22 protein-coding genes are annotated in these 24,522 nt (G+C 72.3%); 15 read left to right on the top strand and 7 right to left on the bottom strand.

Annotated features, from left to right (window positions below; translation table 11 throughout):
• The first annotated feature begins 25 nt into the window (after positions 1-25).
• Positions 26-1,492 (top strand): hypothetical protein, encoded by a 1,467-nt coding sequence (locus ACFV9H_RS12530; protein WP_385396855.1) that lies wholly within the window; start codon positions 26-28, stop codon positions 1,490-1,492.
• A 139-nt stretch (positions 1,493-1,631) separates the two neighbouring features.
• On the opposite strand, the gene ACFV9H_RS12525 is transcribed toward ACFV9H_RS12530, so the two are convergent.
• Complete coding sequence (locus ACFV9H_RS12525; protein WP_385396853.1) at positions 1,632-2,051, bottom strand: contact-dependent growth inhibition system immunity protein; 420 nt, start codon at positions 2,049-2,051, stop codon at positions 1,632-1,634.
• 63 nt (positions 2,052-2,114) lie between these two features.
• Here ACFV9H_RS12525 and ACFV9H_RS12520 point away from each other — a divergent pair, with 63 nt between their 5' ends.
• The 8 genes from ACFV9H_RS12520 to ACFV9H_RS12485 all read left to right on the top strand — a co-directional run bounded on the left by ACFV9H_RS12520 (position 2,115) and on the right by ACFV9H_RS12485 (position 10,754).
• The gene (locus ACFV9H_RS12520) at positions 2,115-2,462 is read left to right on the top strand and encodes a GntR family transcriptional regulator (RefSeq protein WP_385396851.1); all 348 of its coding nucleotides are present in this window, start codon (positions 2,115-2,117) and stop codon (positions 2,460-2,462) included.
• Between the two features lie 41 nt (positions 2,463-2,503).
• Entirely contained in the window at positions 2,504-3,451 is a 948-nt protein-coding gene (locus tag ACFV9H_RS12515; RefSeq protein WP_385397045.1) for a DUF1648 domain-containing protein, read from the top strand.
• 272 nt (positions 3,452-3,723) lie between these two features.
• Positions 3,724-4,401, top strand: a complete 678-nt coding sequence (locus ACFV9H_RS12510) for a sporulation delaying protein family toxin (RefSeq protein WP_385396849.1) — start codon at positions 3,724-3,726, stop codon at positions 4,399-4,401.
• Between the two features lie 83 nt (positions 4,402-4,484).
• Positions 4,485-5,096 (top strand): SdpA family antimicrobial peptide system protein, encoded by a 612-nt coding sequence (locus ACFV9H_RS12505; protein ID WP_385396847.1) that lies wholly within the window; start codon positions 4,485-4,487, stop codon positions 5,094-5,096.
• Positions 5,096-6,043 carry a sporulation-delaying protein SdpB family protein gene (locus ACFV9H_RS12500; RefSeq protein WP_385396845.1) on the top strand — a complete coding sequence of 316 codons (948 nt, stop codon included), beginning with the start codon at positions 5,096-5,098 and terminating at the stop codon, positions 6,041-6,043. Before ACFV9H_RS12505 ends, ACFV9H_RS12500 begins: the two co-directional genes overlap by 1 nt.
• 35 nt (positions 6,044-6,078) lie before the next feature.
• Positions 6,079-6,528 carry a hypothetical protein gene (locus ACFV9H_RS12495; protein ID WP_385396843.1) on the top strand — a complete coding sequence of 150 codons (450 nt, stop codon included), beginning with the start codon at positions 6,079-6,081 and terminating at the stop codon, positions 6,526-6,528.
• 221 nt (positions 6,529-6,749) lie between these two features.
• Entirely contained in the window at positions 6,750-8,603 is a 1,854-nt protein-coding gene (locus ACFV9H_RS12490; RefSeq protein ID WP_385396841.1) for an AMP-dependent synthetase/ligase, read from the top strand.
• Positions 8,604-9,242: 639 nt separating this feature from the next.
• Entirely contained in the window at positions 9,243-10,754 is a 1,512-nt protein-coding gene (locus ACFV9H_RS12485; RefSeq protein WP_385396839.1) for an alpha/beta hydrolase, read from the top strand.
• A 24-nt stretch (positions 10,755-10,778) separates the two neighbouring features.
• Here ACFV9H_RS12485 and ACFV9H_RS12480 read toward each other — a convergent pair whose 3' ends face one another.
• From ACFV9H_RS12480 to ACFV9H_RS12470, 3 genes are all read right to left on the bottom strand, one after another.
• On the bottom strand, positions 10,779-11,936 hold the full coding sequence (locus tag ACFV9H_RS12480) for a lipase family protein (RefSeq protein WP_385396837.1): 1,158 nt from the start codon (positions 11,934-11,936) through the stop codon (positions 10,779-10,781).
• 272 nt (positions 11,937-12,208) lie between these two features.
• Complete coding sequence (locus ACFV9H_RS12475) at positions 12,209-13,171, bottom strand: AraC family transcriptional regulator ligand-binding domain-containing protein (protein WP_385396835.1); 963 nt, start codon at positions 13,169-13,171, stop codon at positions 12,209-12,211.
• 189 nt (positions 13,172-13,360) lie between these two features.
• Positions 13,361-13,645, bottom strand: a complete 285-nt coding sequence (locus ACFV9H_RS12470) for a hypothetical protein (RefSeq protein WP_385396833.1) — start codon at positions 13,643-13,645, stop codon at positions 13,361-13,363.
• Between the two features lie 178 nt (positions 13,646-13,823).
• Between ACFV9H_RS12470 and ACFV9H_RS12465 the strand changes: the two genes are divergently transcribed.
• Positions 13,824-15,587, top strand: coding sequence for an AMP-dependent synthetase/ligase (locus tag ACFV9H_RS12465; protein WP_385396831.1), 1,764 nt, complete (start codon positions 13,824-13,826; stop codon positions 15,585-15,587).
• 170 nt (positions 15,588-15,757) lie between these two features.
• On the top strand, positions 15,758-16,306 hold the full coding sequence (locus ACFV9H_RS12460) for a hypothetical protein (protein WP_385396829.1): 549 nt from the start codon (positions 15,758-15,760) through the stop codon (positions 16,304-16,306).
• A gap of 60 nt (positions 16,307-16,366) precedes the next feature.
• Here the strand turns inward: ACFV9H_RS12460 and ACFV9H_RS12455 are convergent, their stop codons facing one another.
• Entirely contained in the window at positions 16,367-16,837 is a 471-nt protein-coding gene (locus ACFV9H_RS12455) for a hypothetical protein (RefSeq protein WP_385396827.1), read from the bottom strand.
• Positions 16,838-17,129: 292 nt separating this feature from the next.
• Between ACFV9H_RS12455 and ACFV9H_RS12450 the strand changes: the two genes are divergently transcribed.
• The 3 genes from ACFV9H_RS12450 to ACFV9H_RS12440 all read left to right on the top strand — a co-directional run bounded on the left by ACFV9H_RS12450 (position 17,130) and on the right by ACFV9H_RS12440 (position 21,277).
• Complete coding sequence (locus ACFV9H_RS12450; RefSeq protein ID WP_385396825.1) at positions 17,130-18,512, top strand: serine hydrolase domain-containing protein; 1,383 nt, start codon at positions 17,130-17,132, stop codon at positions 18,510-18,512.
• An 81-nt stretch (positions 18,513-18,593) separates the two neighbouring features.
• Positions 18,594-20,318, top strand: coding sequence for a hypothetical protein (locus tag ACFV9H_RS12445; RefSeq protein ID WP_385396823.1), 1,725 nt, complete (start codon positions 18,594-18,596; stop codon positions 20,316-20,318).
• A gap of 59 nt (positions 20,319-20,377) precedes the next feature.
• Positions 20,378-21,277, top strand: coding sequence for an endonuclease/exonuclease/phosphatase family protein (locus tag ACFV9H_RS12440; protein ID WP_385397043.1), 900 nt, complete (start codon positions 20,378-20,380; stop codon positions 21,275-21,277).
• On the opposite strand, the gene ACFV9H_RS12435 is transcribed toward ACFV9H_RS12440, so the two are convergent.
• Together ACFV9H_RS12435 and ACFV9H_RS12430 are read right to left on the bottom strand one after the other, a co-directional pair.
• The gene (locus tag ACFV9H_RS12435) at positions 21,274-21,678 is read right to left on the bottom strand and encodes a hypothetical protein (RefSeq protein ID WP_385396821.1); all 405 of its coding nucleotides are present in this window, start codon (positions 21,676-21,678) and stop codon (positions 21,274-21,276) included. The genes ACFV9H_RS12440 and ACFV9H_RS12435 overlap by 4 nt on opposite strands.
• A 32-nt stretch (positions 21,679-21,710) precedes the next feature.
• On the bottom strand, positions 21,711-22,535 hold the full coding sequence (locus ACFV9H_RS12430) for a thioredoxin domain-containing protein (RefSeq protein WP_385396819.1): 825 nt from the start codon (positions 22,533-22,535) through the stop codon (positions 21,711-21,713).
• 240 nt (positions 22,536-22,775) lie between these two features.
• Between ACFV9H_RS12430 and ACFV9H_RS12425 the strand changes: the two genes are divergently transcribed.
• On the top strand, positions 22,776-24,443 hold the full coding sequence (locus ACFV9H_RS12425) for a lytic transglycosylase domain-containing protein (RefSeq protein ID WP_385396817.1): 1,668 nt from the start codon (positions 22,776-22,778) through the stop codon (positions 24,441-24,443).
• Positions 24,444-24,522 lie beyond the last annotated feature (79 nt).

Here is a 24,522-nt window from a genome sequence, read left to right as displayed (position 1 = left end):
TCCTTCCCGCAAGCGAGGAGCAGCCATGGCGCGAGTCGAGGGCTTCGAGCCCAACCACAGTGGTCAGCAGCCGGTCGATTCCGGTGCCAACCCCGTGCCGGTCGGGGTGTGGGGGGATTCCGACATCGGCGTCGGCGTAAGCGGCACCAGCGGCACGGTGCCCGTCGGCGTCACCGACATCCCCACGATCGCCGCGGGCGTGTCCGGACACGGCTTCGCCAGTCCGGGGGTGGTGGGCCGCAGCCGCACCGAGAGCGGTGTTGACGGCGAGAGCCTCGACAGCATCGGCGTCCTCGGGCGCAGCACCAACGCCAACGGCATTCTGGGCGTCACCTTCACAGCCACACCGGGCGACGCGAGCGCCGTGTTCGGGTCCAGCGTCGGGGAGGGGAACGGAGTCACCGGCTTCGTGGGCAGCCAGACCGGTGTGGTGGGCAGCAGCGTCCGCGGCACCGGGGTGCACGGGAGCAGCCAGGGAATCGGCGTGGTGGGCGAGAACATCAGCGGCCGCGGTGCCGCGCCCGGGGTACTGGGCACCAGCGAGGAGGGCCCGGGCGTCAGGGGGCGGAGCGACAAGTGGACCGGGGTGTTCGGCACGAGTGGGACGGGCCCGGGCGTCAGGGGGCAGAGCGACACGGGGGCCGGTGTGTCCGGCCTGTCCACCGTCGATTCGTCCGGAGTGGACGGCTTGAACTTCTCGGCGCAGTCCGGGGTGGGCGTCTCCGGGACGAGCATCCTCGGCACGGGCGTGTACGGGCTCAGCTTTGCCGGAACCGGGGTGTACGGCCAGAGCAGGGACGGGTACGCCGGCGATTTCGCGGGCGACGTACGCGTCTCGGGCTCGTTGTCCAAGGGCGGCGGCGGATTCGAGATCGACCACCCCCTCGATCCGCGGCACATGATGCTGGCGCACTCCTTCGTCGAGTCGCCGGAGATGCTCAACGTCTACAGCGGCACTGTCACCACGGACGAAGCGGGCACCGCCGAAGTGGCGCTGCCCGACTATTTCGAGGCGCTCAACCAGGACTACCGCTACCAGTTGACGGTGATCGGCGAGTTCGCGCAGGCAATCGTCGGGGACGAGGTGCGGGACAACAGGTTCACCATCCGCACCGACCGCGCGCGGATCCGGGTGTGCTGGCAGGTGACCGGGGTGCGGCGCGACCGCTGGGCGGAGGCCCACCGCATCACGGTGGAGTCGACGAAGCCCGAGCCCGGCTACCGTCACCCGGAGGTCTGGGACACGGTGGCACAGCAGGATGCCGGGGAACGCCTGCGCCGCGCGGTTGCCGAGCGGCTGCCGGAAGAAGTGCGTGAGGGGGCAGACGAGCTGCTGCGGCGCGGCGGGATCGACCCGGAAGAGCTGGGCGCGCTCGTCGACACCCTGCGGGGCGGGTCCGGAGAATGGGTGCGCACCACGCCGGAGGAGTTCGAGGAGCAGTGGCGGCGCGTGCAAGAACTGGTGCGGCGTACCGGCCCGGACAGGGCCTAGTGCTGTGACCCGGTGAACCTTTCCGGCCACAGCACTAGCGGGAGCCGCCCGCGTCGACCAACAGCCCCGGTTGCGGCGAGGCCGCCTGATCGTAGATCAGGTATGCCGGTGGCTGCGCCGGCTGTCCACGGGAGCGCGCCTAGCGCGAGTGCCGCGCCGTGAACCGGTCGATGAGCGCGGCCGAGCCCGAGGGGAGCTCTGCCAGTGCCTCCCGCGGGAGGGTGGTGATCGCCGTCGCCAGGTCGGTGGCGAGGTCGGGGAAGAGGGCCCATGCCGAAGCCTGCCGGTCGAGGGTGGCGAGCAGGAGGTCGCCCTCGTAGAAGTACGAGTCCACCAGCGGGTCTTCGAGCAGGAGCGCCACCGCGAGCGGGAGCACGTAGGGGAGCGCCACGTCCTGGGAGATCAGCGTGCGGAGGTCCGCCGGGGTGAGGGTGGACAGCGGGCGGCGGCGCAGGGCGTGGACCTTGGCGACGAGGGTCGTCGCGTCCGGTGGCGCGGGCGGCCATGCGGGGGCGTCGAGCTCGTCGAGGGTGCGGTCCAGGTGGAGGAGGCGGGGCATTCGGCCATTGTTGCCGCTCGGATGCATCGTCAGGGAGTGCATGGTGCTAGCGTTATTAGCATCATGTTGCTCAGGTTGGACATCAACGACAGTCGGCCCCTGCACGAGCAGGTGGCCGGGGCGATCCGGCGGGCCATCGCCGAGGGCGAGTGCGCGCCGGGGGACCGGCTGCCGCCCGCGCGGGATCTCTCGCAGGCGCTGGGCGTCAACGCGAACACCGTCCTGCGCGGTCTGCGCGCCTTGCGCGACGAGGGGTTGCTGGAGTTCCGGCGCGGCCGCGGGGTGACCGTGGCCGGTGGGGCGGACGGGCGGTCGGCGCTGCTGGAGCGCGTACGGGCGTTGGTGGCCGACGGGGCGCACATGGGGTACAGCAAGGCCGATCTCATGGAAATGATCAGGGAGGTGCCGTGAGCGACCGTGCGAGCGGGACGGGCAGGGCGGGCGGAGCGGGCTTGGCTGCGTGGGGTGTTGTCGCCTGGGCGGCCGGGGTCCTGGCGTTACTCGTGGCGCTGCCCCTGGCTGCGGGCGGGCGACTGCCGGACCGTCTGGCCACCCACTGGGACAGCGGCTCCGGAGCTCCAGACGGCTCCATGCCGCTGTGGGCGGCGGCGGTCTTCCCGGCGCTGATCTGGGCTGTCCTCGTCCTGGGTGTCGCGTTCGCGCGGCGCCGGGCCGGGGCCGGGGCCGGGGGCTGGGTGGCCGGCACACTGGTCTCCGGCGGTGTGGGTCTGGCCGGTGCGCAGGCGTCGATCGTGCGGGCGAACCTCGACCACGAGGACTGGCGGCAGGCCGATTCGGTGACCGTCTGGGTCGTGGTGGTGATCGCCGTGGCTGTACTGGCCGGTTTCACCGGAGCGCTCGCGGGCCGCCGGGGGGCGGTGGGGGCGGGAGCGCCGGCGGGTGAGGGCCCCCGCATGGAGATCCCGAGCGGCGAGCGGTTCGTATGGCTCTCGCGTGCGTCCAACGCTTGGCTCCAACTCATAGCGGCCGGTACCGGACTTGTCGCGGCGGCCGGTGCGCTCGCCGGGCTGGGCGGGTTGATCGGTGCGGAGTGGGCGCTGGTCGCGCCGTTCGCCGTCGCTTCTCTCCTGGTACTCGCCTTCTCCTCCGTGCAGGCGCGGGTCACCGGGCGCGGCCTGGAGGTCGCGTTCGGGCCGTTCGGTCGGCCGGTGCGGCGCTGGGCCGCCGAGGACATCGAGTCCGCGCGCGTCGAGGACAGGACGCCCGCCCAGGTCGGTGGCTGGGGGTACCGGCTGAGCGGGCTGGGTACGACCGTGATGCTGCGCGGCGGCGAATGCCTGGTCATCCGTGCGAAGGGCAAGGACTTCGCGGTGAGTGTGGACGACGCCGAACGCGGCGCCGCCCTCCTGAACTCCCTGGGCGCCCGCCGCCCGGGGTGAGGGCCGTACCCGGCCGGTGTTCCCCCTCCCCCCGGCGCCGGCCGGATATGGACCCTGTGCGGTCCCCGTTCCTTTAATTCCAGGGTCGGCGGAAACGCAGGAATTAAGAAAGCGTCAGGAACCGAGAATGCGAAGTGTGACCTCCCTCACCTCTGTTCGACTTTCGGACATCTCTCATGTGAGGATCTACGGGAAACACCGCGTACCGGGGGGAGCGTGTTGACCGCACGTTTACGCCCCTCGGTGTGCGCCATCATTCGAGGGGAATCGAAATGAATGTCAAGCAGCGCGGAATCTTAGCCGTAGCCGGTGTGACCGCTGCCGCGCTCTGCGTCGCGGCCGCGCCGTCGGCGATTGCCGATTCGGACGGGACTTCCGCCAAGCCGGTCGCCGCGGCGCCTGTGGTCTCCGAGGCCGCCGCCAAGGCCGACGGGCAGAACGTCTTCCGCGGCCTGTTCTTCGGGCAGGGGGCGGTGGGCCGTGACCTGGCCGAGCTGCCGCTCTTCTCCGAGGCCCGGCAGAACCTCGACAACGGCGACATCGACGAGATCCGTGCGTCGAACGCCGTGATCGACCTGATCGACAAGCGGGATCCCGGCTTCTTCGCCGGGCTCAGCCGCAAGACCCGCAGCGGTGACCCGCGGCAGGTCGAGAAGGCCGTCATCGACGCCCAGAACATGCTGATGTCGGTCGCCCAGAAGGACAACTCCGCCACCCCGGTGGAAAACGGGCAGCTCTGCGGCGTCACCGTCGCGGTCGGTGCGGCCGTCGTGCACATCGCGGCCGTCGTCACCGCAGCCGGTGCCGTGGTCACCGTCACGGTTGCGGTCGGCGCCAACTTCGTGAAGGGCAAGAACTGGTTCTGGAGCCCCGAGCCGACCAGCAGTGACGCCACCCCGCTGACGCGGGACGAAGCCGTCGCTCAGGTCACGAAGGCACTCAAGGCCTAGCACCTCCTCGTGGGCGGAGAGGCTGCAGACTCTCCGCCCCGTCGGTAGGCCTTCCACGCCCCGAAGGGGCAGGGGACACCATCATGAAGAACAGGCTGAGAAGCACATATTCCGCTTTCGTTCGACAAGGAGAGAATTCGGTCTCCGTACCAACGAAGGCGATCGTCGTCGTGGTCGCCGTATGGGCTGTAGTCATCGCCTACGTCGTCCAGGAGCAGATTCCCAGGAATGTCGTCACACTGCCTGCCCAAAAAGCGGCGAGGCATGCCGTGGTGAATATCGCGCCGCAGGGCTGGGCATTCTTCACCAAGTCTCCGAGGGATCCCGAAGTGATCCCCTTCGGGAAAAAGGCGGGGGAGGGTGGTATGGATTGGAAGCCGCTTTCCCTCACGCCGCATGCCTCTCCTCGTAATGCCTTCGGTCTCAACCGTGAGTCGCGGGCGCAAGGTGTCGAGATCTCGATGCTGCTCGCTGCCGCGCAGAAGGACGACTGGCGTGATTGCACGGAGGGCAGGCGGGACTGTCTCGCGCAATACGGCGACCCCGCCCGGCAGATCGGGAACGGCTCGCCGGACCCCACGCTGTGCGGGACGGTCGGTCTGCTCCAGGAGCGGCCCACGCCCTGGGCGTGGCGAGATCTCCTGTCCGACTCCCACAGCGTGGAGCGCGTGATGGTGCTGGAGGTGACCTGCTGATGGGTCAGCGGACCATCCCCCTGCCCTGGGCCGCCGGTTACGGCCTGGCCCGTACGCTCCTTGCCCTCGGCACGCTCGGCACACTGGCCTTCAGTGATGCCGCGACCCTCTTCAGGGAAGTGGCCACGGTCGGCCAGTACCCGCTGTGTCGCGGAGTCACGGCGGCCGGCGCCTTCTGTCTGGTGCCCTCGGAGCAGTACGACACGATGCGCTGGATGTGCTGCCTCGTGCTGTTGGCCGCGGCCGGCGGCTGGCGGCCGAGGGTCACCGCCGTCCCGCATGCCTACGTGGCCTTCAGCGTCTTCTCGGGCATCTCCATCCCGGACGGTGGCGACCAGATCACCTGGATGCTGACCTTGCTGGTGGCCTTCGTCGCCGTGGGCGACCGCCGCCGCTGGCACTGGCAGAGGAGCCTGCCGCCCCGACGGCCCGAGGGGAGCAGGGAGGGTGTCTGGGCGCTGATCGGTGTCAGCGCCGTGGTCGTGGCGCGGATCCAGATGGCCGTGCTCTATTTCCAGTCGTGCGTGGCCAAGCTGCCGCACGCGGAGTGGGCCGACGGCAGCGCCTTGTACTACTGGGTCAACAACTACGCCTTCGGCGCCCCCGGCTGGCTACGGCCCGCCCTCAACGCCGTGGTCCACAACCCTGTGGGTGTCGCCGCCATGACCTGGGGCCCGCTCGTCCTGGAGATCGCCTTGGCCGCCGCGCTGCTCATGCCGCAGCGGGTGCGGTGGATGCTCCTGCCGGCCGGTGTCGTCTTCCACCTCACCATCGCGGTGGTCATGGGCCTGTGGAGCTTCGCCTTCGCCATGTGGGCAGGCCTGCTCCTGCTGCTTGCGCCGCTGGGACACGATCCCGACATCTCGCGCCTGTTTGCGTGGCGGAAGCGGCGCGCGGCGCGACCGCCGGAGGTGCGGGCCACTGCCACGGAGCACATTCCCGTCTGAGGGGGCCACCCCCCACCACGAAAGGAACTCCTTCCATGCGTTCGCGCACTCTCAACGGCGCCGCCGTGGCGCTCGCCTCCGCCACCGCCGTCCTGCTGATCGGCACACCGTCCTCGGCTGCGGACGGCGTCGCGTGGACCGCCGGTCACGGCACGGCCGAGGCCTGGGGCACTCGCTGGACGGAAAGGGGGACCGACGGGTTCCTCTCCGTCAAGCTGGTCCTCAAGGGCGAGCTGAAGAACACCGGCAAGGACTGCTACTCGGTCTGGTCCCAGTTCACCTACGACTTCGCCCCCGGGCCTGCCCGCAAGCACGCCACCCAGTGCGGCCCCGGCACGACGCCGGTCGACTTCTCGTCGACGTACCTGCCCACGACCACCGGCTCCGTCTTCATCTGCAAGGGGGAGACCCTGAAGGACTGCGGCGAGCGCAGGAGCATCACCCACTGGCCGGTCCAGCGGCCTTCCGGCGCGCCCGCGGAGTGACTTGGTTCGGGTCCCCCTGCCCCGTGGGGCAGGGGGACCTCGCGGCGCGGCCCTCCTCAACTCCCCGACCGCCGTCGCGCAGCGTTGCGGAGGGCCCGGTTCACAGGGAGGGCGATCCGTGCCGGAGCGGTGAATATCGGGTGCAGGGGCTGGTCATCGGCGATTTCCGGTACGTAAATTACCGGCGGTAACACCTGTGCCGAGCCGAGGAGAGCACGCCCATGGAAGCCGAGCCGACGCTGGTGGAGCCCGTCAAGACCGTGGTCGACGGAGTCGTACGCGAGGTGTACGTGCCCGCGCTCGCCGCCGTGCCGGAGCGGGGGTCCCTCGGAGACATCCCCTTCGAGAACGCCCGCCAGGCCCCCGGCGAACCCGTGCTCGCCCGCAAGGAGCAGGACGGGACCTGGCGCGACGTCACCGCCGCCGAGTTCGCGGCCGAGGTGCTCGCCGTCGCCAAGGGCCTGATCGCCGAGGGGCTGCGCGAAGGCGACCGGCTCGCCATCATGGCCCGTACGACCTACGAATGGACCCTGCTCGACTTCGCCGGCTGGGCCGCCGGGCTGGTCACCGTACCGATCTACCCGACCTCCTCCGCGCTGCAGGCCCGCTGGATCATCCAGGACTCCGGCGCCGTCGCGTGCGCCGTCGAGGACACCGCGCAGGCCCGGATGATCAGCGTCGAACGGGCGAACCTGCCCTGGCTGACGCACCTCTGGGCCTTCGACACCGGAGCGGTCGGCCGGCTGGTCAAGGCCGGCGAGCACCTGCCCGACGAGGTCGTGCACGAGCGGCTGGTCGCCCGTACGCCGGACTCCGTCGCGACGCTGATCTACACCTCGGGCACCACCGGGGACCCCAAGGGCTGCGTGATCACCCATGCCAACTTCTTCGCCGAGGTCGACAACGCGGTGGAGCTGCTGCACCCCGTCTTCAAGGCGGTCAGCAAGGATCCGGCGTCCACACTGCTCTTCCTGCCGCTGTCGCACGTCTTCGGACGGATGGTCGCCATCGGGTGCCTACGGGCGCGGGTGAAGCTGGGCCACGCGCCGAGCATCCGCACCGAGGACCTGCTGGAAGACCTCGCCGGCTTCCAACCGACCTTCCTCCTCGCCATTCCGTACGTTCTGGAGAAGGTCTTCAACACGGCCAGGGCCACCGCCGAGAAGATGGGCCGGGCCTCCTCCTTCGACCGGGCCGCCCGCATCGCCCGCAGCTTCGGCGAATCCGTCGAGGGCAAGACCCCCGGGCTCGGGCTGCGCGCCGCGCGTGCGGTCTACGACCCGCTCGTCTACCGGCGCATCCGGGCCGCGCTCGGCGGGCGCGTCCGCTACGTCCTGAGCGGAGGCTCCCCACTGGGGCGGCGGCTCGCAGCCTTCTACACCGGGGCCGGCATCGAGGTCTTCGAGGGGTACGGACTCACGGAGACGACCGGCGCCAGCACCGTCAGCCCGCCGCAGCGCCCCCGGCTCGGCACCGTGGGCTGGCCGCTGCCGGGCACGTCGGTACGGATCGCCGACGACGGAGAAGTGCTGCTGGGCGGCCGGCACGTCTTCGCCGGCTACTGGAACACCGGGCAGGCGGTCCCGTACGGGAGCTGGCTGCCGACCGGCGACATCGGGGAGCTCGACGCGGACGGGTACCTCACCATCACCGGCCGCAAGAAGGACGTGATCATCACCTCCGGCGGCAAGAACGTCGCCCCGGCACCGCTGGAGGACTGGCTACGCGCCCACCCGCTGGTCGGCCAGTGCATGGTGGTCGGCGACAACCGGCCGTACGTCACCGCGCTCATCACCCTGGAGCCGGACGGGCTCGCGCACTGGCGGCAGATGCACAAGAAGCAGGACGTGCCGATGCGGGTGCTGGTGGAGGACGAGGAACTACGGGCGGACCTCCAGCGGGCGGTGGACGACGCGAACCAGCTGGTGTCGCGGGCGGAGTCGATCCGGCGGTTCGCGGTGCTGCCGGGGGAGTTCACGGTGGAGCGGGGGCACTTGACGCCGTCGCTGAAGCTGAAGCGGGGGGTGGTCGCGCGGGATCATGCGGACCGGATCGAGGAGCTGTACCGGCGTTAGCCTCCCGTAGACACGGGGCTCCGCCCCGGGCCCCGTCGGGCTGGATGTGGCCGCCGACGTCCGCCGGGCGCGGCTCAAAGACCCGGGGCTCCGCCCCGTACCCCGCTCCTCAAACGCCGGAGGGGCTGGATTTTGCCCGCGAGGCTGGATTTTGCCCGGCGGGGCAGGACATGGCCCGGTGGGGCTGGGCATGGCCCGGTGGGGCTGGGCATGGCCCGATGGGGAGCCGCCGGGCGGTTGCGACGGGGTCGGGTGTGTGTCGGGGCGTCCCCGCAGGGCGCCGAACGCAACCACCCTCGGCCCTCCGACCCCTGGAAACGTTCGGCGCCCGAGGAGACGCCCCGGCGCGCGCCCGGCCCCGGCGGAACCGGCCCCCCTGGGACCCTGCCACGAGGCATCCCGGCCCCGGCGGAGCCGGCCTCTACCGGGGCCGGCTCCGCGAGACGCCCGGGCCCTGGCCGGAGCCGGCCTCCCCGGGCTGCGCTGCGAGGTGTTCCGGGCCTGGTGGGGCCGGCCTCTGCCGGGGGTCCGGGCCCGGCGGAGGCGCGGTCTGGTCGCCGGGCTGGGCGTGCCGTTGGGTGGGGGCGCGCTTATGGTGGGCTGACCGGTTCGGTCCGGGGGCGACCCTAGGAAGGTCCCGTGCCCCGCATCCGCATCCGCCCCCGTACCGCCGCCGCAGCCACGGCCTGCGCGCTGGTGCTGGCCGGGCTGGGGGCCGCCCCCGCCCCCGCCCCCGGAGGGCTTCGGTGGGGGGAGTGCCCCGAGCCCGATGTGCCCGCGGGCATGCGGTGCGCGAGCATCGACGTGCCGCTGGACCACGCGGCGCCGGGCAAGGGAAGCGTGCGGATCGCGCTGGGCCGGATACCCGCCGCCGACCCCGAGCGGCGGCTCGGCTCGCTGGTGCTGAACTACGGCGGGCCCGGCGCCCCCGGCATAGCCAGTCTCGCCGCGGACCCCAAGGCCTTCGCCGACCTCGGCGAGCGCTACGACCTGGTCGTCTTCGACCCCCGCGGCGTCGGCCACAGCGAGCCCGTCTCCTGCGGCGGCTCCCATGAGGGAGAGGAGGCCGGGCAGGACGCCGCCGCGCAGCTCGATGCGCTGCGCGCCGTGGTGCGGCGGTGCGAGCTGGCTTCCGGGCCCGTGCTCCCGTACATCGGGACCGTCAACGTCTCCCGCGACATGGACCGCATCCGCCAGGCCCTCGGCGAGGACAAGCTCGACTTCCTCGGCTCCTCCTACGGGACCCGCCTCGGCGCCGTCTACGCCGCGCAGTTCCCCGACAAGACCGGCCGCATGGTCCTCGACGGGGTCGACACCCTCACCGAACCGCTCGCCGAGCAGGCCCTCGTATCGGCGCGCGGCCGGCAGCGGGCGCTCGACAACTTCCTCGCCTGGTGCGCCCACCGGCCCGGCTGCGTCTACGGCACCAACACCCGCAGCGCGAAGGAGGAGGTCGCCGCCTTCGTGGAGCGGCTCGACAAGGTGCCGCTGATCGGCCACGACGGCTCGTACTTCACCGGGCAGGACGCGGTGGGCGCGATCGGCGCCGCCCTCTACTCGCGGAGCACGTGGCCCGCGCTCGCCGACGCGCTCGCCCTGGCCGAGCAGCATCGCGACCCGGCCGGGCTGCTCCAACTCGGCGGTCCGGACGGGCAGCACCGAAGCGGTGGGCCCGGTGCCGTGCCCGGCGACAACGCCGAGGCCGCCCTCGCCGCAGTGAACTGCGCCGACGACCCCGACCGGTTCACGGCCAAGGCCAAGTCCTCCCCGGCCGCCATCGCGAAGGAACTGCGCGACCTCCAGGAGGCCTTGCGGGGCGAGTTCCTGAAGGCCTCGAAGATCTTCGGGCCCAACCAGCTGCTGACCGTACTGGCCTGCTACGGCCGCCCCGCCGGCACCGACTTCATCCGCAGGATCGACCACCCGGGTGCCCCGCGGATGCTCCTCGTCGGCACCCGCGGCGACCCGGCGACCCCGTACGAGTGGACGGAGGAGACGGCGAAGCGGCTCGGCTCCGCGGTGATCGTGGACTTCAAGGGCGACGGCCACACCGGGTACTCGGCCTCGCGCTGCGTCCGGGAGTACGTGGACGGCTTCCTGATCGACGGGCGGCTGCCGTCCGGGACGCGGTCCTGCCCCGCCGAAGAGTGACCCCTCCGACGGGGGCGCGGCCGATCAGCAGTTGGCGTGCGTCGAGCGGCCCGCGAAGCGGTCCGCCAGCCAGTTGCCGGCCGCCAGGGACTGGGTGATCACGCCGCTGACGTGCTCACCGATCCAGATGGTGTCGAACTCGACGTTCGCGCCCCGCGCGCACCAGTCGGAGCGCAGCGTGCGCCCCACCCCGTACGGGATCAGCTCGTCGCCGAGCGCGTGGTACTGGTACACCGGCGCGGCCGGGGCGGTCCGCCCGAGCTTGCTCTGGTTCAGCCGGGCCTGCCAATCGGGCTGGGCGAGCGGGTCGCGCGTGGTCAGGTCGGAGATCCGCTTGAAGGAGCCGGCGATCGCGTCGATCGCCACGCAGTTCTCCTTCATGCCCGCGACCAGCAGCTTGCCCGCCGGGTTGAGGTAGGAGTCCAGCGCCAGCTCGGGGAAGGCCGCGTCCTGTCCGGCCGCCGCCATGAAGATGAGCCCGGAGCCGTAGGAGCCGTTGTTGAACGCGGCCACCTTCAGCAGATCGGCCGGGACACCGCCGGTCGCCGTGCCCTTGACGCGGAGCTCGGGGGCGTACGAGCCCTGCAGCTCGGCCGCCCAGCTGCTGGCCTGCCCGCCCTGCGAGTAGCCCATGATCCCGACGGGGGTGTCGGCCGACAGCCCGGCCTCGGGGAGGCGGATGGCGGCGCGTGCCGCGTCGAGGACGGCGTGCCCGGCGGAGGGGCCGACCGTGTACGTGTGGACGCCCGGGGTACCGAGGCCCTCGTAGTCGGTGACGACCACGGCCCAGCCGCGCAGGGTGAGTTGCTGGATGAGGTTGGCCTCCATGGCGGTGCCGTACGGGAGGTTGTTGCTCGGAGCGCAGGAGTCGCCCATGCCGACCGTGCCGACGGCGTACGTGATCAGCGGGCGCGGGCCGGTACGGCCGTCCTGCGGGACGATGACGGTGCCGGAGACGACGTTGGGGGCGCCGTCGGCGGTGGTGGAGCGGTAGTGGACCTTCCACGCCTTGGTGTTCGTGGGCTGGCCGGGCAGCGGGTGGAAGGCGGAGGGGGCGCTGGCGACGACGTCGCCGGGGGCGGCGGCCTCCGTGGAGGCGGCGTTCGCGGCGGGGATTCCGGCCGGGGCGGCCAGGGCGGCCACGGTGGCGAGGGCGGCGAGGGCGGTGCTGCGGATTCGCATGGGCGGCTCTCCCAAGGACGGTCCGTGTGGGGGTAGGTGAGGTGACGGTAGTGACCGACCGGTAGGAAGGTCGTTGACCGCGCAGCTCAGGTTTCCTGGCCGGGGATCGCACGCCGTTGCCCGTGGCAAGGCTGCCGCGCCGCCGCCGGGGACCAGCCCCAGGACCCCCGCGCCTCAAACGCCGGCGGGGCTGAAGGTGTCCTCCGGGCATGAGCCAAATCCAGCCTCGCCGGCGTTTGAGGCGCGGGGGCTGGGGCGGAGACCCGGATGCGTCAGCCGGCGGACGCGCCGCGGTAGGCCCCCGGCGTCGTCCCCAGCCGCGCCGCGAGCTCCGCGATCGGCTCCCCGCTCTCGGCCAGGCCCGCGATCGCCGCGTCCCGCCGCACGTGGTCCTTGAGCTGCTGGAAGGACGTCCCCTCCTGCTGGAGCCGGCGCCGCAGCGTCGCCGGCGACACCGCGAGCAGCGCCGCCACCTCCCCGAGCGCGGGCAGCCGCGGCGAGGTCCGCAACCGCTGGGTCAGGGACCGACGGACCTGCTCCGCGACCGTGGTCCCGTACTCCGGGCGCGACAGCAGGTCGAAGGGGGCGCGGCGCAGCATCGCGTCGAGCGCGGCCTCGTCCCGTACGAGGGGAGCCGTCAGCCAGTGCGCGTCGAACGCGGCCCCCGTACGGTCCTCCCCGAAGCGGACCGGGCAGTCGAAGAGGATCTGGTACTCGTCCTTGTGCGGCGGCGGGGGATAGGCGAAGGCGGCGTGGGCGAGCGGGATGCGCCGCCCGATCAGCCAGCTGCTCAGCCGGTGCCAGATGGCGAGCACGCACTCGGTGAGGAACCGCTCCTCGTCACGGACGAAGTCGTTGCGCACGGTGAACCGCGCCTCGGAGCCCGTGACTTCGAGCGCCAGTTCGGGCCCGCCGGGGAACAGTCCGTAGAAGGAGGCGGCCCGCTCCATGGCCGCCCCCAGGTCGCGGCAGCCGAGCGAGGCGTAGCACATCATCGCGAAGGTGCCGGGGCGGCTCGGGACCGCGCTCAGCCCGAGGAACTCGTCCTGCGTGGTCCGGTACAGGGCCCGGAACAGCCGGGCGAACTGCGCGGGCGTGATCCGCGCCCGGTCGTCGCCCAGCAGCAGGGGCGGGATCTGCGCCTCCTGGAGCAGCGGCACGGTGTCGATACCGCTGCCGCGGGCCCCCGCGAGCACGGCCCGCACGTGGTGCACGGTGATCGTCCGCCTCCCCATGGCTCCGACGGTAACGCGCGGCGGCGCCGGGGGATACGGACGTGCGCGGCCCGGTGGGGGGTTGGGGGGCTCGGCGGGGGCTTCGCGCGGCTTGGCAGAGGCGTCGAGGAGGCTTCGCGGGGGCGGCGCGGGGGCGGCGCGGGGGCTTCTCGGGAGCTCAGCCCGCCTCGGGGTCCCCGACGGGCAGGCTCAGTTCCGTACGAGCCACAGCGCCTGCACCACGAGAGCCGTGTGCCCGAGAACGCAGGTGAACCAGGCACCGCGGCCGCGCGTTCCGTGGCGGGCCACCGTCACCCAGCCCGCGGCGAGCAAGGCCGCGGACAGCGCGCAGAACACCCAGGCAATGACCGGCCACGGCGCGGAGAGATCGGTGAAGTGCCGGATGGCGATCGCCGGCGCGAGCGTCAGCAGGGGTATCGCCCACGTGCCCTCACCGGCGGCGCGGGGGCGGCTGTCGGTCCCGGTGTCGGTCATGCGGGCACGCTACCGAGAAGTCGACCACCGCGGCTTTGCCCGCGCATTGCTTGGCCGGAACCAGCCGGTCTCCGCCCGGATGAGCGCTGGAGTCAGCGCGGGTGACGCTTCCGGTCATGCCGCCGCGCCGGTCCGGATGCCTAGCGTCGAGGTTCACCAACTCCCGGGAGGGCATGCGATGGACGTCGTCGACGGTCGGCCGAGCACGCTGGCACGGTTCACCCAGTGGACCGAGGAGCGGTACGGGCCGGAGACGGCCCTCCGCTTCCGGGCGCCGGAGGGGCAGGCGCATGCACAGGCGCGAGGCGACGGTTGGCAGACCCGTACCTACGGCGAACTGGCCGCGGAAGTACGGGCCGTCGGGCGCGCGTTGCTCGGCCTGCGGGTGGCCGCCGGCGAGCGGGTCGCCGTACTGGCGGAGACCCGGCCGCAGTGGACGTACACCCACTTCGGGGTACTGGCGGCGGGCGCGGTCCTCGTGCCGGTGTATCCGACGGCGGGCAAGGAGGAGCTCGCCTGGGTCCTCGCGGACTCGGAGGCGGTGCTCGTCGTCTGCGACGACGCCGCGCAGGCACAGCGGGTCGAGGCGCTCCGGGCGAAGCTGCCGCGCCTGCGGGAGGTGATCCTGATGGACGCGCTGCCCGCCCTGCCTTTGGCCCCGGAGCCCGAACTCCTCGCCCGGTCGCAGGCCGTCACCCCCGACGCGGACGCGTCGATCGTCTACACCTCGGGCACGACGGGCCTGCCGAAGGGCTGCCGCCTCACCCACGCGAACCTGGGTGCCATCCAGGACGCGACCCTCCCGCTGATCAAGGGCGGCCCCGGGGATTCGACGTATCTCTACCTCCCGCTCGCGCACCTGCTGGCGCAGCTGATCCAGTTCACGACGCTGCTGGAGGGCGGGGAGCTCTGCTACTTCGGCGGCAGGATCGAAGACGTCCTGTCCGAGCTCTCCGTCGTCCGACCCACCCATCTCCCCTCCGTGCCCCGCCTGTTCGAGAAGCTGCACTCGGTGGTGCTGTCGCTCGCCGAGTCCCAGGAGGGCGGCCGGGAGCGCCTCGACGAGGCCGTACGCCTGGGAGTACTGGCGGCGGAGGGCCGCCTGCCCGAGTCCCTCCGGGACCGGCACGCCGAGGCCGACAAGACCCTCTACTCCCTGGTCCGCAACGCCTTCGGAGGCCGGCTGAAGTGGGCGCTCACCGGCGGCGCCCCGATCGCCCCGGCGACGCTGGACCTCCTGCGGGCCTGCGGGATCGCCGTGTACGAGGGGTACGGGATGACGGAGTCGGGCGGGGTCATCTCCCTCAACCACCCGGATGCGGTGCGCTACGGGACGGTGGGGCGGCCGATCGCGGGCTGCGAGGTGCGGATCGCGCAGGACGGCGAGGTCCTGGCCCGGGGCCCGATGGTCTTCCCGGGCTACCACGCGAACGCGGCGGCGTCGGCCGAGGCGCTGGACGCGGAGGGCTGGCTCCACACGGGCGACCTCGGCGAACTCGACCCCGACGGCTACCTCCGCATCACCGGCCGCAAGAAAGAGCTGATCATCACCTCGGCGGGCAAGAACATCACCCCGACGGAAGCCGAATTCGCCGTCCAACGCTCCCGCTACGTCTCCCGCGCCGTCCTCATCGGCGACCGCCGCCCCCATCCGGTCGCGCTGATCACCCTGGACACGGACGAGCTGACGGCATGGGCGACCCGCGAGGCCGTGGACCTGGGCGACTCCCCGTCGACCCACCCGTCGGTCCGCACCCTGATCGAGGCGGCGGTCACCGAAGCCAACGCCACCCTCTCCCGCCCGGCCCGCATCCGCGCCTTCCACATCCTCCCGGAGGACCTCACCCCGGAGGCGGGCACCCTGACCCCCACCCTCAAACTCCGCCGAACGGCGGTGGCGAAGCGCTACGCGAAGGAGATAGAGGGGCTGTACGGGGGGTGAGGGGGGCGGGCCGGGCGGTCCGGCTCGGACCCCGCCACCCGAAGCCCCCGCCTCACCCCCTCCGGTTCCCGCTGTGTCGGACGGAGCCGCTGCATGGGCGGTCCGGGGGCGGAGGGCGAGTTAGTCGCCCCTGCGACCGGGTATCCGGCCGGCAGGGAGAGGGGGGCGCCGTGCGACGTGCCGTGCAGCTGTTGGTGCGGGGGGCCGCCGTGGTCGGGGGACTGGTGAGCCTCGCCGTGGGCGGCTGGTTGCTGTGGCTGCTGCCCGGGCCGCCGTTGGCGGCCGTGCTGGGGGTTGGGCCGGTGGACGGGGTCGTCAGGGTCCATGAGTGCCACGGGAACACCGACTCCGAGGGCCAGTCGGACGGCACCGGCTGCACCGGCTGGTACACCCCGCGGGGCGCGGGCGCGCCGGAGCGGGAGATCGTGCTGGACATGGCCGGCGAGAAGCACGACCAGGGCGCCGAGGTGGAGGTCCGGACGGCGCACGGGAAGGCGTACGAACTGTCGGGGGGCGCCGTACAGGAGCTCGGGACCGGTGCCGGGCTGCTCCTCGTACCGTTCCTCACCCTGTCGGCCTGGCTGTTCGCCAGTGCGGGCCACGGCCGGTTCGGGGACGGGGAGGGGTTCTTCTTCGCCGGTCTGGGCGGGCTGATCCTCGTCATCGCGCTGGGTTTCGCGGCCGGTCTCGTCGTCGGGATCGGCACCGCTGTCTTTTGAGGGCCCGCTCTGCTCAGACGCTCGCGCAGGGCGGCCCCCGGTCGACAGCCGAGCCGGCCGTCAGCCGCGCCAGGCCGCGCGCGGGATGCCCAGGTCGATCCGGGCCTGGTCGTGGTAGCTGTTCATCAACGGCACCAGATCGTCCTCGGCGGGCGAGTCGGTGTTGTCGCGGGTCGCGATCTCCTGCCTCCACAGGGACAGGTTGACCTTGTGGGCGGCCTCGGTCGCCTCCGGTGACGCCAGCAGTACGAGGGCTTCGAACAGGACCGACCGTCGCAGTTCGGCCGCCTCCATCGCGGCGAGGGAATCGCGCCGGGCGTCCGAACCCTCCGCTGCCAGCCGGGCTCGCTTCGCGGTGCCGGATATCTCCTTCACGCACGAGGCGTACTCGATGTAGGTGTTGAGCTTGCGCTCGTCCCAACGCGTCGTCATGGCCCTTCGGTGCCGGGCGCGTTCGGCCACGGTCGTCGCCAGGAATGAGGTCAGGGCACCTATGAGGACGCCGGCGAGCGTCACTATCTGCGCGATCACGGCGGCAAGGCTAATCCGTGTGCGCCGCGCGGATCGACCGGGCGGCCTGCGACGACGCGCCGGCGTACGAGCGGTCTGCGGCCGGGGCGTCCTGACAGCAGGCGGACGGACGCTGTCAGCGGTCTGTCCGTCGGCTGTCAGGGGGTGCGCACATCGTCTGCTCATCGAGATCGAGATCGAGATCGCGAACCCGCGAACCCGCGATCCCGCGATCCCGCGATCCCGCGAACCCGCGAACCCGCTAACCCGCTAACCCCGAACCCGCGAAGCACCCGATGAGGAGCGCACCACCATGAGCACGATCGACACGCTGTCCGAGTTCGTCGAGGCCGCCGCCAAGGAGTTCGGCATCCCCGGTGCCGCCGTCGGCGTGCAGGTCGACGGCCGCGAGGCCTACGTCTGCCACGGCGTGACGAGCACCGAGAACCCCCTCCCCGTGGACGAGCGGACGCTGTTCCAGCTCGGCTCGGTCACCAAGACCCACACGGCGACCGTGCTCATGCGGCTGGTCGATCAGGGCCGCGTCGACCTCGACGCCCCGGTACGGCGCTACGTCCCCGAGCTGGTCCTCGCCGACGAGAAGGCCGCCGCGGAGATCACCGTACTGAACCTGCTCAACCACACCGCCGGCCTCGACTGGAACGTCGTCGTCGACACCGGCGACGGGGACGACGCCCTGGCCGGCTTCGTCGCGAAGATGGCAGAGCTGGAGCAGATCGCGCCGCCCGGCGCCCGCGCCTCCTACAGCCAGGCCGGCTTCAACCTGGTCGGGCGGATCATCGAGAACGTCACCGGCCTCACCTACGAGCGGGCCGTCGCCTCGCTCCTCCTCGACCCGCTCGGCCTGACGGACAGCTTCTTCGCGCCCTCCGACGTCATGACCCGGCGCTTCGCCGTGGGCCACAACGTCGACGAGCACGGCGACCTGGCCGTCTCCCGCCCCTGGACGGTCACCACGCGCGGCAACCGTCCCGGCGGCGGCCTCGCCTCCTCGGCCGTCGACCAGCTTCGCTGGGCCCGTTTCCACCTCGGTGACGGCCTCGCGGAGAACGGCGAGCGGGTCCTGACCACCGAGGTCCTGAACCGGATGAAGGAGCCGACGGTCGAGCTGCGCGGCAGCACGCTCGGCGACGCCTTCGGCATCTGCTGGTTCCTGCGCGACGTGGACGGCGTCCGCACCGTCGGCCACGGCGGCTCGGCGAGCGGCCAGTTCGCCGAGCTGCTCACCGTGCCGGAACGCGGCTTCGCCGTCGTATCGCTGTCCAACGCGGGCCCGGAGAGCGGACTCCTCTTCAACCAGGCCGTCGTCCGCTGGGCACTGGAGCACTACCTCGGCGTCGTGGACGAGGACCCGGAGCCGGTTCCGTACGACCACGCGCGCGCCCTGGAGCTCGTCGGGAGCTACGACAACGACGCCATGACGCTCACCATCGCCACGGACGGTACGGAGCTGACCATCGGGGCAGCCATCAAGCCCGAGCTGCGCGCCGCCTCCGAGACCGAGCTGCCGCCGGACTACGAGCCCGCCGCGATGGGCCTGCTGCCGGGCGCCGGCGACGAGTACGTCGTCACCGGCGGCGGCCTGAAGGGGCAGCGCGGCTTCTTCACCCGCGCCGCGGACGGCGCGGTCATCGGCGCCGACCTGGGCGGCCGACTGTTCACGCGGCGGCGGTGACCCCGGCCGAGGGCGGGGCGCAACCGGGCGCGCCCGCACGGCGTCCATCGACTGAGGACGACGGGACGGGCGGGGGAACGGATGACCACGGAGGGCGACGGGCCGCCCGGGCGGCGATTGACGGGGTTCCTGTGCGCGCAGGCCCGGCGGGCCGGGCTGGGCAGCCGTGAGATCGGGGCCCGCCTCGCGGTGGCCAAGGAGGCGTCCGGGCGGGTGGCGGCCGACGGGAATTCGCCCGATCCGCTCGCGACCGTCCCGTGCTCCAAATCCCATGTGGACCGGGTGCTGAAGGGCCAGGCGCCCGTGCCGTCGTGGCCGTTCGTCAGGGAGTTCCTGAAGGTGACCAGCAGGGCCGCCGGGCTGTCCGTCGAGGAGTACCGGGAGCTTTGCGAGACTGCGAAGGGGTTGTTGCGCGGGGCTGCCACCCAGATCGTGGCCGTCGCCCCGGCGGACGCCGGTACCAGCGGCGACACCGTGGCCGCCCTCCGGCTGGAGGTGGAGCTCGAACGCGCCCGGCACACCGAGACCCGGCTCCGCTACGCGCTGCGGGACGCGCAATTCCTCACGACGACCCTGTGGTTCATCATCAGCGCCCTGCGCGACATCATCGCCGACCGCGATGCTCTGTTGGCCCGGGCTGACGGGGACCGACTCGCGCGGCTGCGGGACGAGACCCGGCAGGCCCTCGCCCACAAGCGGACCGCCGAAACGGAGGCGGACCGGGCCGTCGCCCGCATCCGTACGCTCGAAGGGTTCTGGGAACAAGCCCGGCGCGACGTGCAGCGCCTTGCCCAGCACCCGGACGCCGCCGACCTCACCACGGCCCCCGCCTACGGCGCCGGTCCCGCGCCGGCGCTGGTGCCGCAGGAGCTCCTGGCGCAGCCCGCCCTCGACGACATCGCCGGAGCCCTGGCCAAGGCCCAGGCCCTCAACGTCAGTGCCGACGAAGCCGCCCGCGAGATGGAGCAGACGCTCGCCTCGGGGAAACCGGTGGGCGCCGGCGACGAGTTCGCGGTTCTCCTCGCCGCCACCGAACTCGACAACGCCGACCTTCGCGCTGCGGCCGCCGAGTCGCTCGCCGCGCGCTGGGCGGACCGGCCACAGACGCGCGATGCGCTCCTGCGCCTGGTCGACGACCCGGAGATCCGCACACGGAGGGTGGCCGCCGACGGCCTGGGCGTGGTCTGCCCCGGCGATGCCGATGCGCGTGTGGCTCTGCTGCGGCTGGCGCGCGTGCGCGATGACCTGGGGACCCATCTGGCAGCCGTGCGCGCCCTGTCCCACGGCTGGCCGGGAGACCCCGAGGCGCGGGACATCTACCTTGAGTTGGCCAAGGATCAGTGGTTCGTCCGCGATGCCGTGCAAGCCATGGTCACCGGCTACGCGGGCGATGAGGTCGTACGTGATCACCTTCTTTCCCTGGCCGACGGCGGCTCACACGTTCGCGCGGATGTGGCGGAGGCTCTGGGGGAGGGCTGGCGAGGCGACGCGGCCACCCGGGGCTGCCTCGTGCGCCTGGCCGGCGACCGCATGCCCGATGTGCGGGTCGCCGCCCTGACAGCCCTGGGCGCCGGATGGCCCGGGGACCGCGCAGTGCGCGCCGTCCTGATGGTTCACGTGAGGGACGTCGTCAATGTGACCGAGGCAGCCGAGGCGGCGGAGCAGCTCGCGGCCGGTTGGCCGGGCGACGCGGAAATCGGCGGCGTGCTGGATGACCTCGCCCACGACCTCGGCCCGGTGAGGGCGGAGTTCTTCGGGCTGGCTGCCAGGTACCGCGAGTCCATGACCCAGCCGGGCCCGGAGTAGTGGCCGCCACGGACGCGAAGGGCCGCGCCGGGAGCAGGGTCACCGCCGTGCTCGTCGTGATGGCCGTCCTCGCGACGCTGCTGATGCTGCTCGCCGACCGGATTCCGAACCGGGCCGTCAACCTGGGCAGCTTCGTGCAGACCTTCCTGCCCTGGAGCGGGATCGCCGTGCTCGTGCTCGGCGGGCTCGCGCTGTTGCGCAGGTCCCGGCTCGCGCTGGTCGCCGTGCTGGTGCCCGCGCTCGTGTGGGCCTTCCTCTACGCCGGCACGTTCACCGACCGCGCCGACGCAACCGCAGGCGCAGGCACCGGCACATTGACCGTCGTCACGCACAACGTCGACGACGAGAACCCAGACCCCGTCGGCACCGCCCGCGCCCTCGCCGCCACCGGGGCGCAGCTCATCGCCCTGGAGGAGTTGGTCGAGCCCGCCGCCGGTCGGTACGCGGAGGCGCTCGCGGGCGAATACCCGTACCACGAGGTGCGCGGCACGGTCGGGCTGTGGTCCAAGTACCCCCTCGGCGACACGCAGGCCGTGCCGATCATGGAGTGGACCCGGGCGCTGCGCACCACGGCGCAGACTCCGGAGGGGCCGCTCACGGTGTACGTGGCCCACTTGCCGTCCGTACGCGTACGGCCCGGCTCGGGCTTCGACACGGCCCGGCGCAACGGGGCCGCGCGGCGGCTGGCCGATGCCGTCCGGGGCGGCCCGGCCGGCCGCACCCTCCTGGTCGGGGACCTCAACAGCACGACCGACGACCGGGCCGTGGCCCCGCTCATGTCGCAGTTCCGCCCGGCGCACGACGCGGCGGGCGCGGGCTTCGGCTTCAGCTGGCCGGCGGGGTTCCCGGTCGCCCGCATCGACCACGTCCTGGTCCGCGACCTGACCCCGGTCTCGGCCTGGACCCTCCCCGCGACGGCGAGCGACCACCTTCCGGTCGCGGCCCGGCTCCGCTTCTAGCCGTACGGGTGCTCCGTGAGGCGCTGCACCTCGGCCGCGTGGTGACTCAGCCGGTCCTCCGTGCTGCCCGAGGTGTAGAGGACCGTTCCGACGACGGCGAAGGGCAGCGAGAGCAGGAGGAGGGCGAGGAGCACGGCCGTGTCGCGCTCGTCGTCACAGGCTTCGCCCTCGGCCTCGACGTACGACAACGAGCGCCCGCGCCGGTCCTCGTCCGAGTAGAAGACCCGCGATTCGCACTTGTTGTCGTCGTCGTCCGCGGGGGTGAACGGGAGCAACAACTGTGCGCCGATCCACAGCCAGACGGCCGCCGCGGCGGCGAGCAGGCCGAAGCCCCAGGCCTGCTTGCGGGCGGCGCGGGCGCGGAAGGCGGTGTCGTACACCAGTGCTCGTGATGCGGTCATTCGGCCGAAGCTAGCAGGCGGGTCGGACCGCGTTACGGCGTCCTGTTCTCCGTGATCAGCTTCTTGAAGGCCTCCGGGGTGATGGAGTCGATGCCCTGGCCCGAGTTGACGGTGATCTGCCTGCCGTCGATGAGGACCGCCGGGGTGCCCTTGACGTGCTCGTCGTAGAAGGCCTTGCCGACCTTGTCGACCCACGGCATGTACGTGAGCTCCTTGACGGCCTTGTCGAAGGCGGGCGTACGCAGGCCCGGGACCTGGTCCGCGAGCTCCAGGAGGGTGGCGGTGGAGCCGAACCTGTCGTCCGTCTCCTTCTCCGGATGGTTCTTGTAGAGCACCCGGAGGTACTCCATGAACTTCTCCGGGCTCTCGTTCACCGCCGCGCCCAGCGCGTTCACGGCCCGCTTCGAGCCCTTGCCGGAGCCGTTGCCGAGGGCCCCGTCGAGGAAGGTCGCGAAGCGGTACTCGACCTTGTACTCGCCCGCGTCGGCCTGTTCCTTGATGGTCCCGCCCAGGCCCACCTCGACGCCCGCGCAGTACGGGCAGCGCGGGTCGAGCCAGACGGTCAGGGTGTGCTTCGCGTCGGCCTTGCCGTACGGGACCACGATCCCGTCCTTGCCGGAGGTGTGGGCGGGCTGGACGAATGGCCTTCCGGCCGCTTCGCTGTCGCCCGGGCCGGCGGAACCGGCCGCGTCCGAGGCGTGGACGCCGACGCCGACCGCGATGCCGAGCACGGCGACCAGGGAGCCTGCGACCAGGAGTCGGCCGCGCAGCTTCGCCCGTCGGGCCTGCTCCTCGCGTTCGACGCGGAGCCGGTCGCGGGCCTCGCGTCGCTGGTCCTTCTTCGTGCTGGTCGACATAACACCCAGCGTACGGAGGGGAGGGGGTCGAAACCGGGGGTCATTGGGGTATATGGGGCGGGGACTTAAGTCCTCTGTTCGTTCTGCGGTGAGGGTCGGGTGAAGCCGAGACGAATGGTGTGTCATATCTGCCGGGGGGATGGTGAGTCGCTTCCGAAGACCTGATAAACAGAAGGATGTTCACGACCCGATCGGTCGTGTGTCGAATGCCTTGACGGCTCCTGGGGGGATCGCCGCACCGTGAAGCCGCTTCACCGTCACCTTGTCAGCACCTCGCGCAAGGTCCTGTGCACGGCCGCGCTCGCGGCCAGCCTGACCACCGCCGCGGTCGTGACCACTCCGACGACCGCCGACGCGGGGGAGTCCGAGCCGACCCCGGACAGCCCGCAGGCCGCCGAGCGCGGCGACGCCCGCCTGGACCTGCCCGACCTCGTCGCCGACCCGCCGCCCCCGGGGGCCGCCGCGGCCGGCGGCGCCAGCGGCATCCCCGGTACCGCCCTCGACGCGTACAAGCGCGCCGAACTGTCGGTGGGCGCCGCGCTGCCGGGCTGCAAACTGCCCTGGGCGCTGCTCGCCGGCATCGGCCGGGTCGAGTCGGTGCACGCCTCCGGCTACGGGCTCAAGGCCGACGGCTACACCGAGAAGCCGATCCGCGGCCCGCGCCTCGACGGCAACGGCTTCGCCGAGATCCGCGACACCGACAAGGGCGAGTGGGACGCGGACGCCGAGTACGACCGGGCCATCGGCCCGATGCAGTTCATCCCGTCCACCTGGGCCAAGTGGGGCGCCGACGGGAACGGCGACGGCAAGCGGGACCCGAACAACATCTACGACGCCGCGCTGGGCGCCGGCCTCTACCTGTGCGCGGGTGACCGGGACCTGTCGAACGCCGCCAAGCTCGACGAGGCGATCCTCAGCTACAACAACTCCCGCGAGTACGTGAACACCGTGATCGGCTTCATGCGGCAGTACGAGAACGGTGGCGCCACCGAGGTGCCGAACCCGCCCGCCGGGACCTACCCGACCGTTCCTCCGGGCAACCTGCCGACCCCGCGCCCGCCGGTCAGGCCGACCCCGACGCCCACGCCGACGCCCACGCCGACGCCCACTCCCACCCCGACGCCGACTCCCACGCCGACCCCGACTCCGACGCCCGCGCCGCGGCTGGCCGAGCTGACGCTGCTCGACGGCGCCGGGCTCACGGCCGAAACCGGAGCCGCGGCGTTCAGCGAGGTGCCCCGGGTGAAGGTGCTCCTGAGCGACGGCAAGCCCGCGGTGGGCCAGGAAGTGGTCTTCGCCGTCGAGGAGGACACCACCGGAGGCACCCTCTTCGGCACGGCCGATTCCCTGGTGGTCAAGGCGGACGCCAACGGCATCGCGGCCGCGCCCGGCCTGAAGCCCGGCGCCAAGGCGGGCACGTTCACGCTGCGGGCCTCGGCCTACGACACGCTGGGCCGGTTCACGGTGAAGTTCGACGGCACGGTCACGGCGAAGCCGGTCGTGGACGAGCTGGCCCGCCCGGACGGCTCGAAGCCGCTGGAGGCGGTCGCCGGTACGAGCATCAAGGGCATCGAGGTCCTGGCCACCGCGAAGGGCAAGCCGATCGTGGTGTCCGACGCCCTCGTCGGCCTGGGCAAGCTGGGCGCGGACGGCAAGTGGGTCCCGGTGGACCCTGCGACCGGGAAGGGCCCGTACTTCAAGGACGAGTCGGGCAAGCGGGTCTACACCCGTGCGCTGCCGAAGACGGGTACGGACGGCAAGCTCGTCCTCCCGGAGCTCTTCACGGACGCGGAGCTCCCCGCCGGCACGTACCAGCTCCGCGTGGCCACCGCGGAAGGCGTCACCCTGATCCTGGACCTCAAGATCACCGCCCCGACCCCGACCCCGGTCCCGACCCCCACCCCGTAAAACCTGCGGCCGCGGGCCCGCCCGACCCCGCCCGGGCGGCGTCCGGGCCCGCCCGGCCCCGGCCCGGCGGCGCCCGGCC

The organism is Streptomyces sp. NPDC059874, from assembly GCF_042731135.1.
Taxonomy (GTDB): domain Bacteria; phylum Actinomycetota; class Actinomycetes; order Streptomycetales; family Streptomycetaceae; genus Streptomyces.
The sequence above is the reverse complement of the archived record's forward strand: the minus strand, read 5'-3'. Positions and strand labels throughout refer to the sequence as shown.

Bases quoted from the DNA above. Each gene is read 5' to 3' on its own strand.
- ACFV9H_RS12520 (WP_385396851.1), top strand. From the start codon at position 2,115: ATGTTGCTCAGGTTGGACATCAACGACAGTCGGCCCCTGCACGAGCAG.
- ACFV9H_RS12465 (WP_385396831.1), top strand. From the start codon at position 13,824: ATGGACGTCGTCGACGGTCGGCCGAGCACGCTGGCACGGTTCACCCAG.
- ACFV9H_RS12435 (WP_385396821.1), bottom strand. From the start codon at position 21,678: ATGACCGCATCACGAGCACTGGTGTACGACACCGCCTTCCGCGCCCGC.
- ACFV9H_RS12450 (WP_385396825.1), top strand. From the start codon at position 17,130: ATGAGCACGATCGACACGCTGTCCGAGTTCGTCGAGGCCGCCGCCAAG.
- ACFV9H_RS12525 (WP_385396853.1), bottom strand. From the start codon at position 2,051: ATGCCCCGCCTCCTCCACCTGGACCGCACCCTCGACGAGCTCGACGCC.
- ACFV9H_RS12495 (WP_385396843.1), top strand. From the start codon at position 6,079: ATGCGTTCGCGCACTCTCAACGGCGCCGCCGTGGCGCTCGCCTCCGCC.
- ACFV9H_RS12510 (WP_385396849.1), top strand. From the start codon at position 3,724: ATGAATGTCAAGCAGCGCGGAATCTTAGCCGTAGCCGGTGTGACCGCT.
- ACFV9H_RS12480 (WP_385396837.1), bottom strand. From the start codon at position 11,936: ATGCGAATCCGCAGCACCGCCCTCGCCGCCCTCGCCACCGTGGCCGCC.
- ACFV9H_RS12530 (WP_385396855.1), top strand. From the start codon at position 26: ATGGCGCGAGTCGAGGGCTTCGAGCCCAACCACAGTGGTCAGCAGCCG.
- ACFV9H_RS12440 (WP_385397043.1), top strand. From the start codon at position 20,378: ATGGCCGTCCTCGCGACGCTGCTGATGCTGCTCGCCGACCGGATTCCG.
- ACFV9H_RS12505 (WP_385396847.1), top strand. From the start codon at position 4,485: ATGAAGAACAGGCTGAGAAGCACATATTCCGCTTTCGTTCGACAAGGA.
- ACFV9H_RS12490 (WP_385396841.1), top strand. From the start codon at position 6,750: ATGGAAGCCGAGCCGACGCTGGTGGAGCCCGTCAAGACCGTGGTCGAC.
- ACFV9H_RS12430 (WP_385396819.1), bottom strand. From the start codon at position 22,535: ATGTCGACCAGCACGAAGAAGGACCAGCGACGCGAGGCCCGCGACCGG.
- ACFV9H_RS12445 (WP_385396823.1), top strand. From the start codon at position 18,594: ATGACCACGGAGGGCGACGGGCCGCCCGGGCGGCGATTGACGGGGTTC.
- ACFV9H_RS12500 (WP_385396845.1), top strand. From the start codon at position 5,096: ATGGGTCAGCGGACCATCCCCCTGCCCTGGGCCGCCGGTTACGGCCTG.
- ACFV9H_RS12470 (WP_385396833.1), bottom strand. From the start codon at position 13,645: ATGACCGACACCGGGACCGACAGCCGCCCCCGCGCCGCCGGTGAGGGC.
- ACFV9H_RS12475 (WP_385396835.1), bottom strand. From the start codon at position 13,171: ATGGGGAGGCGGACGATCACCGTGCACCACGTGCGGGCCGTGCTCGCG.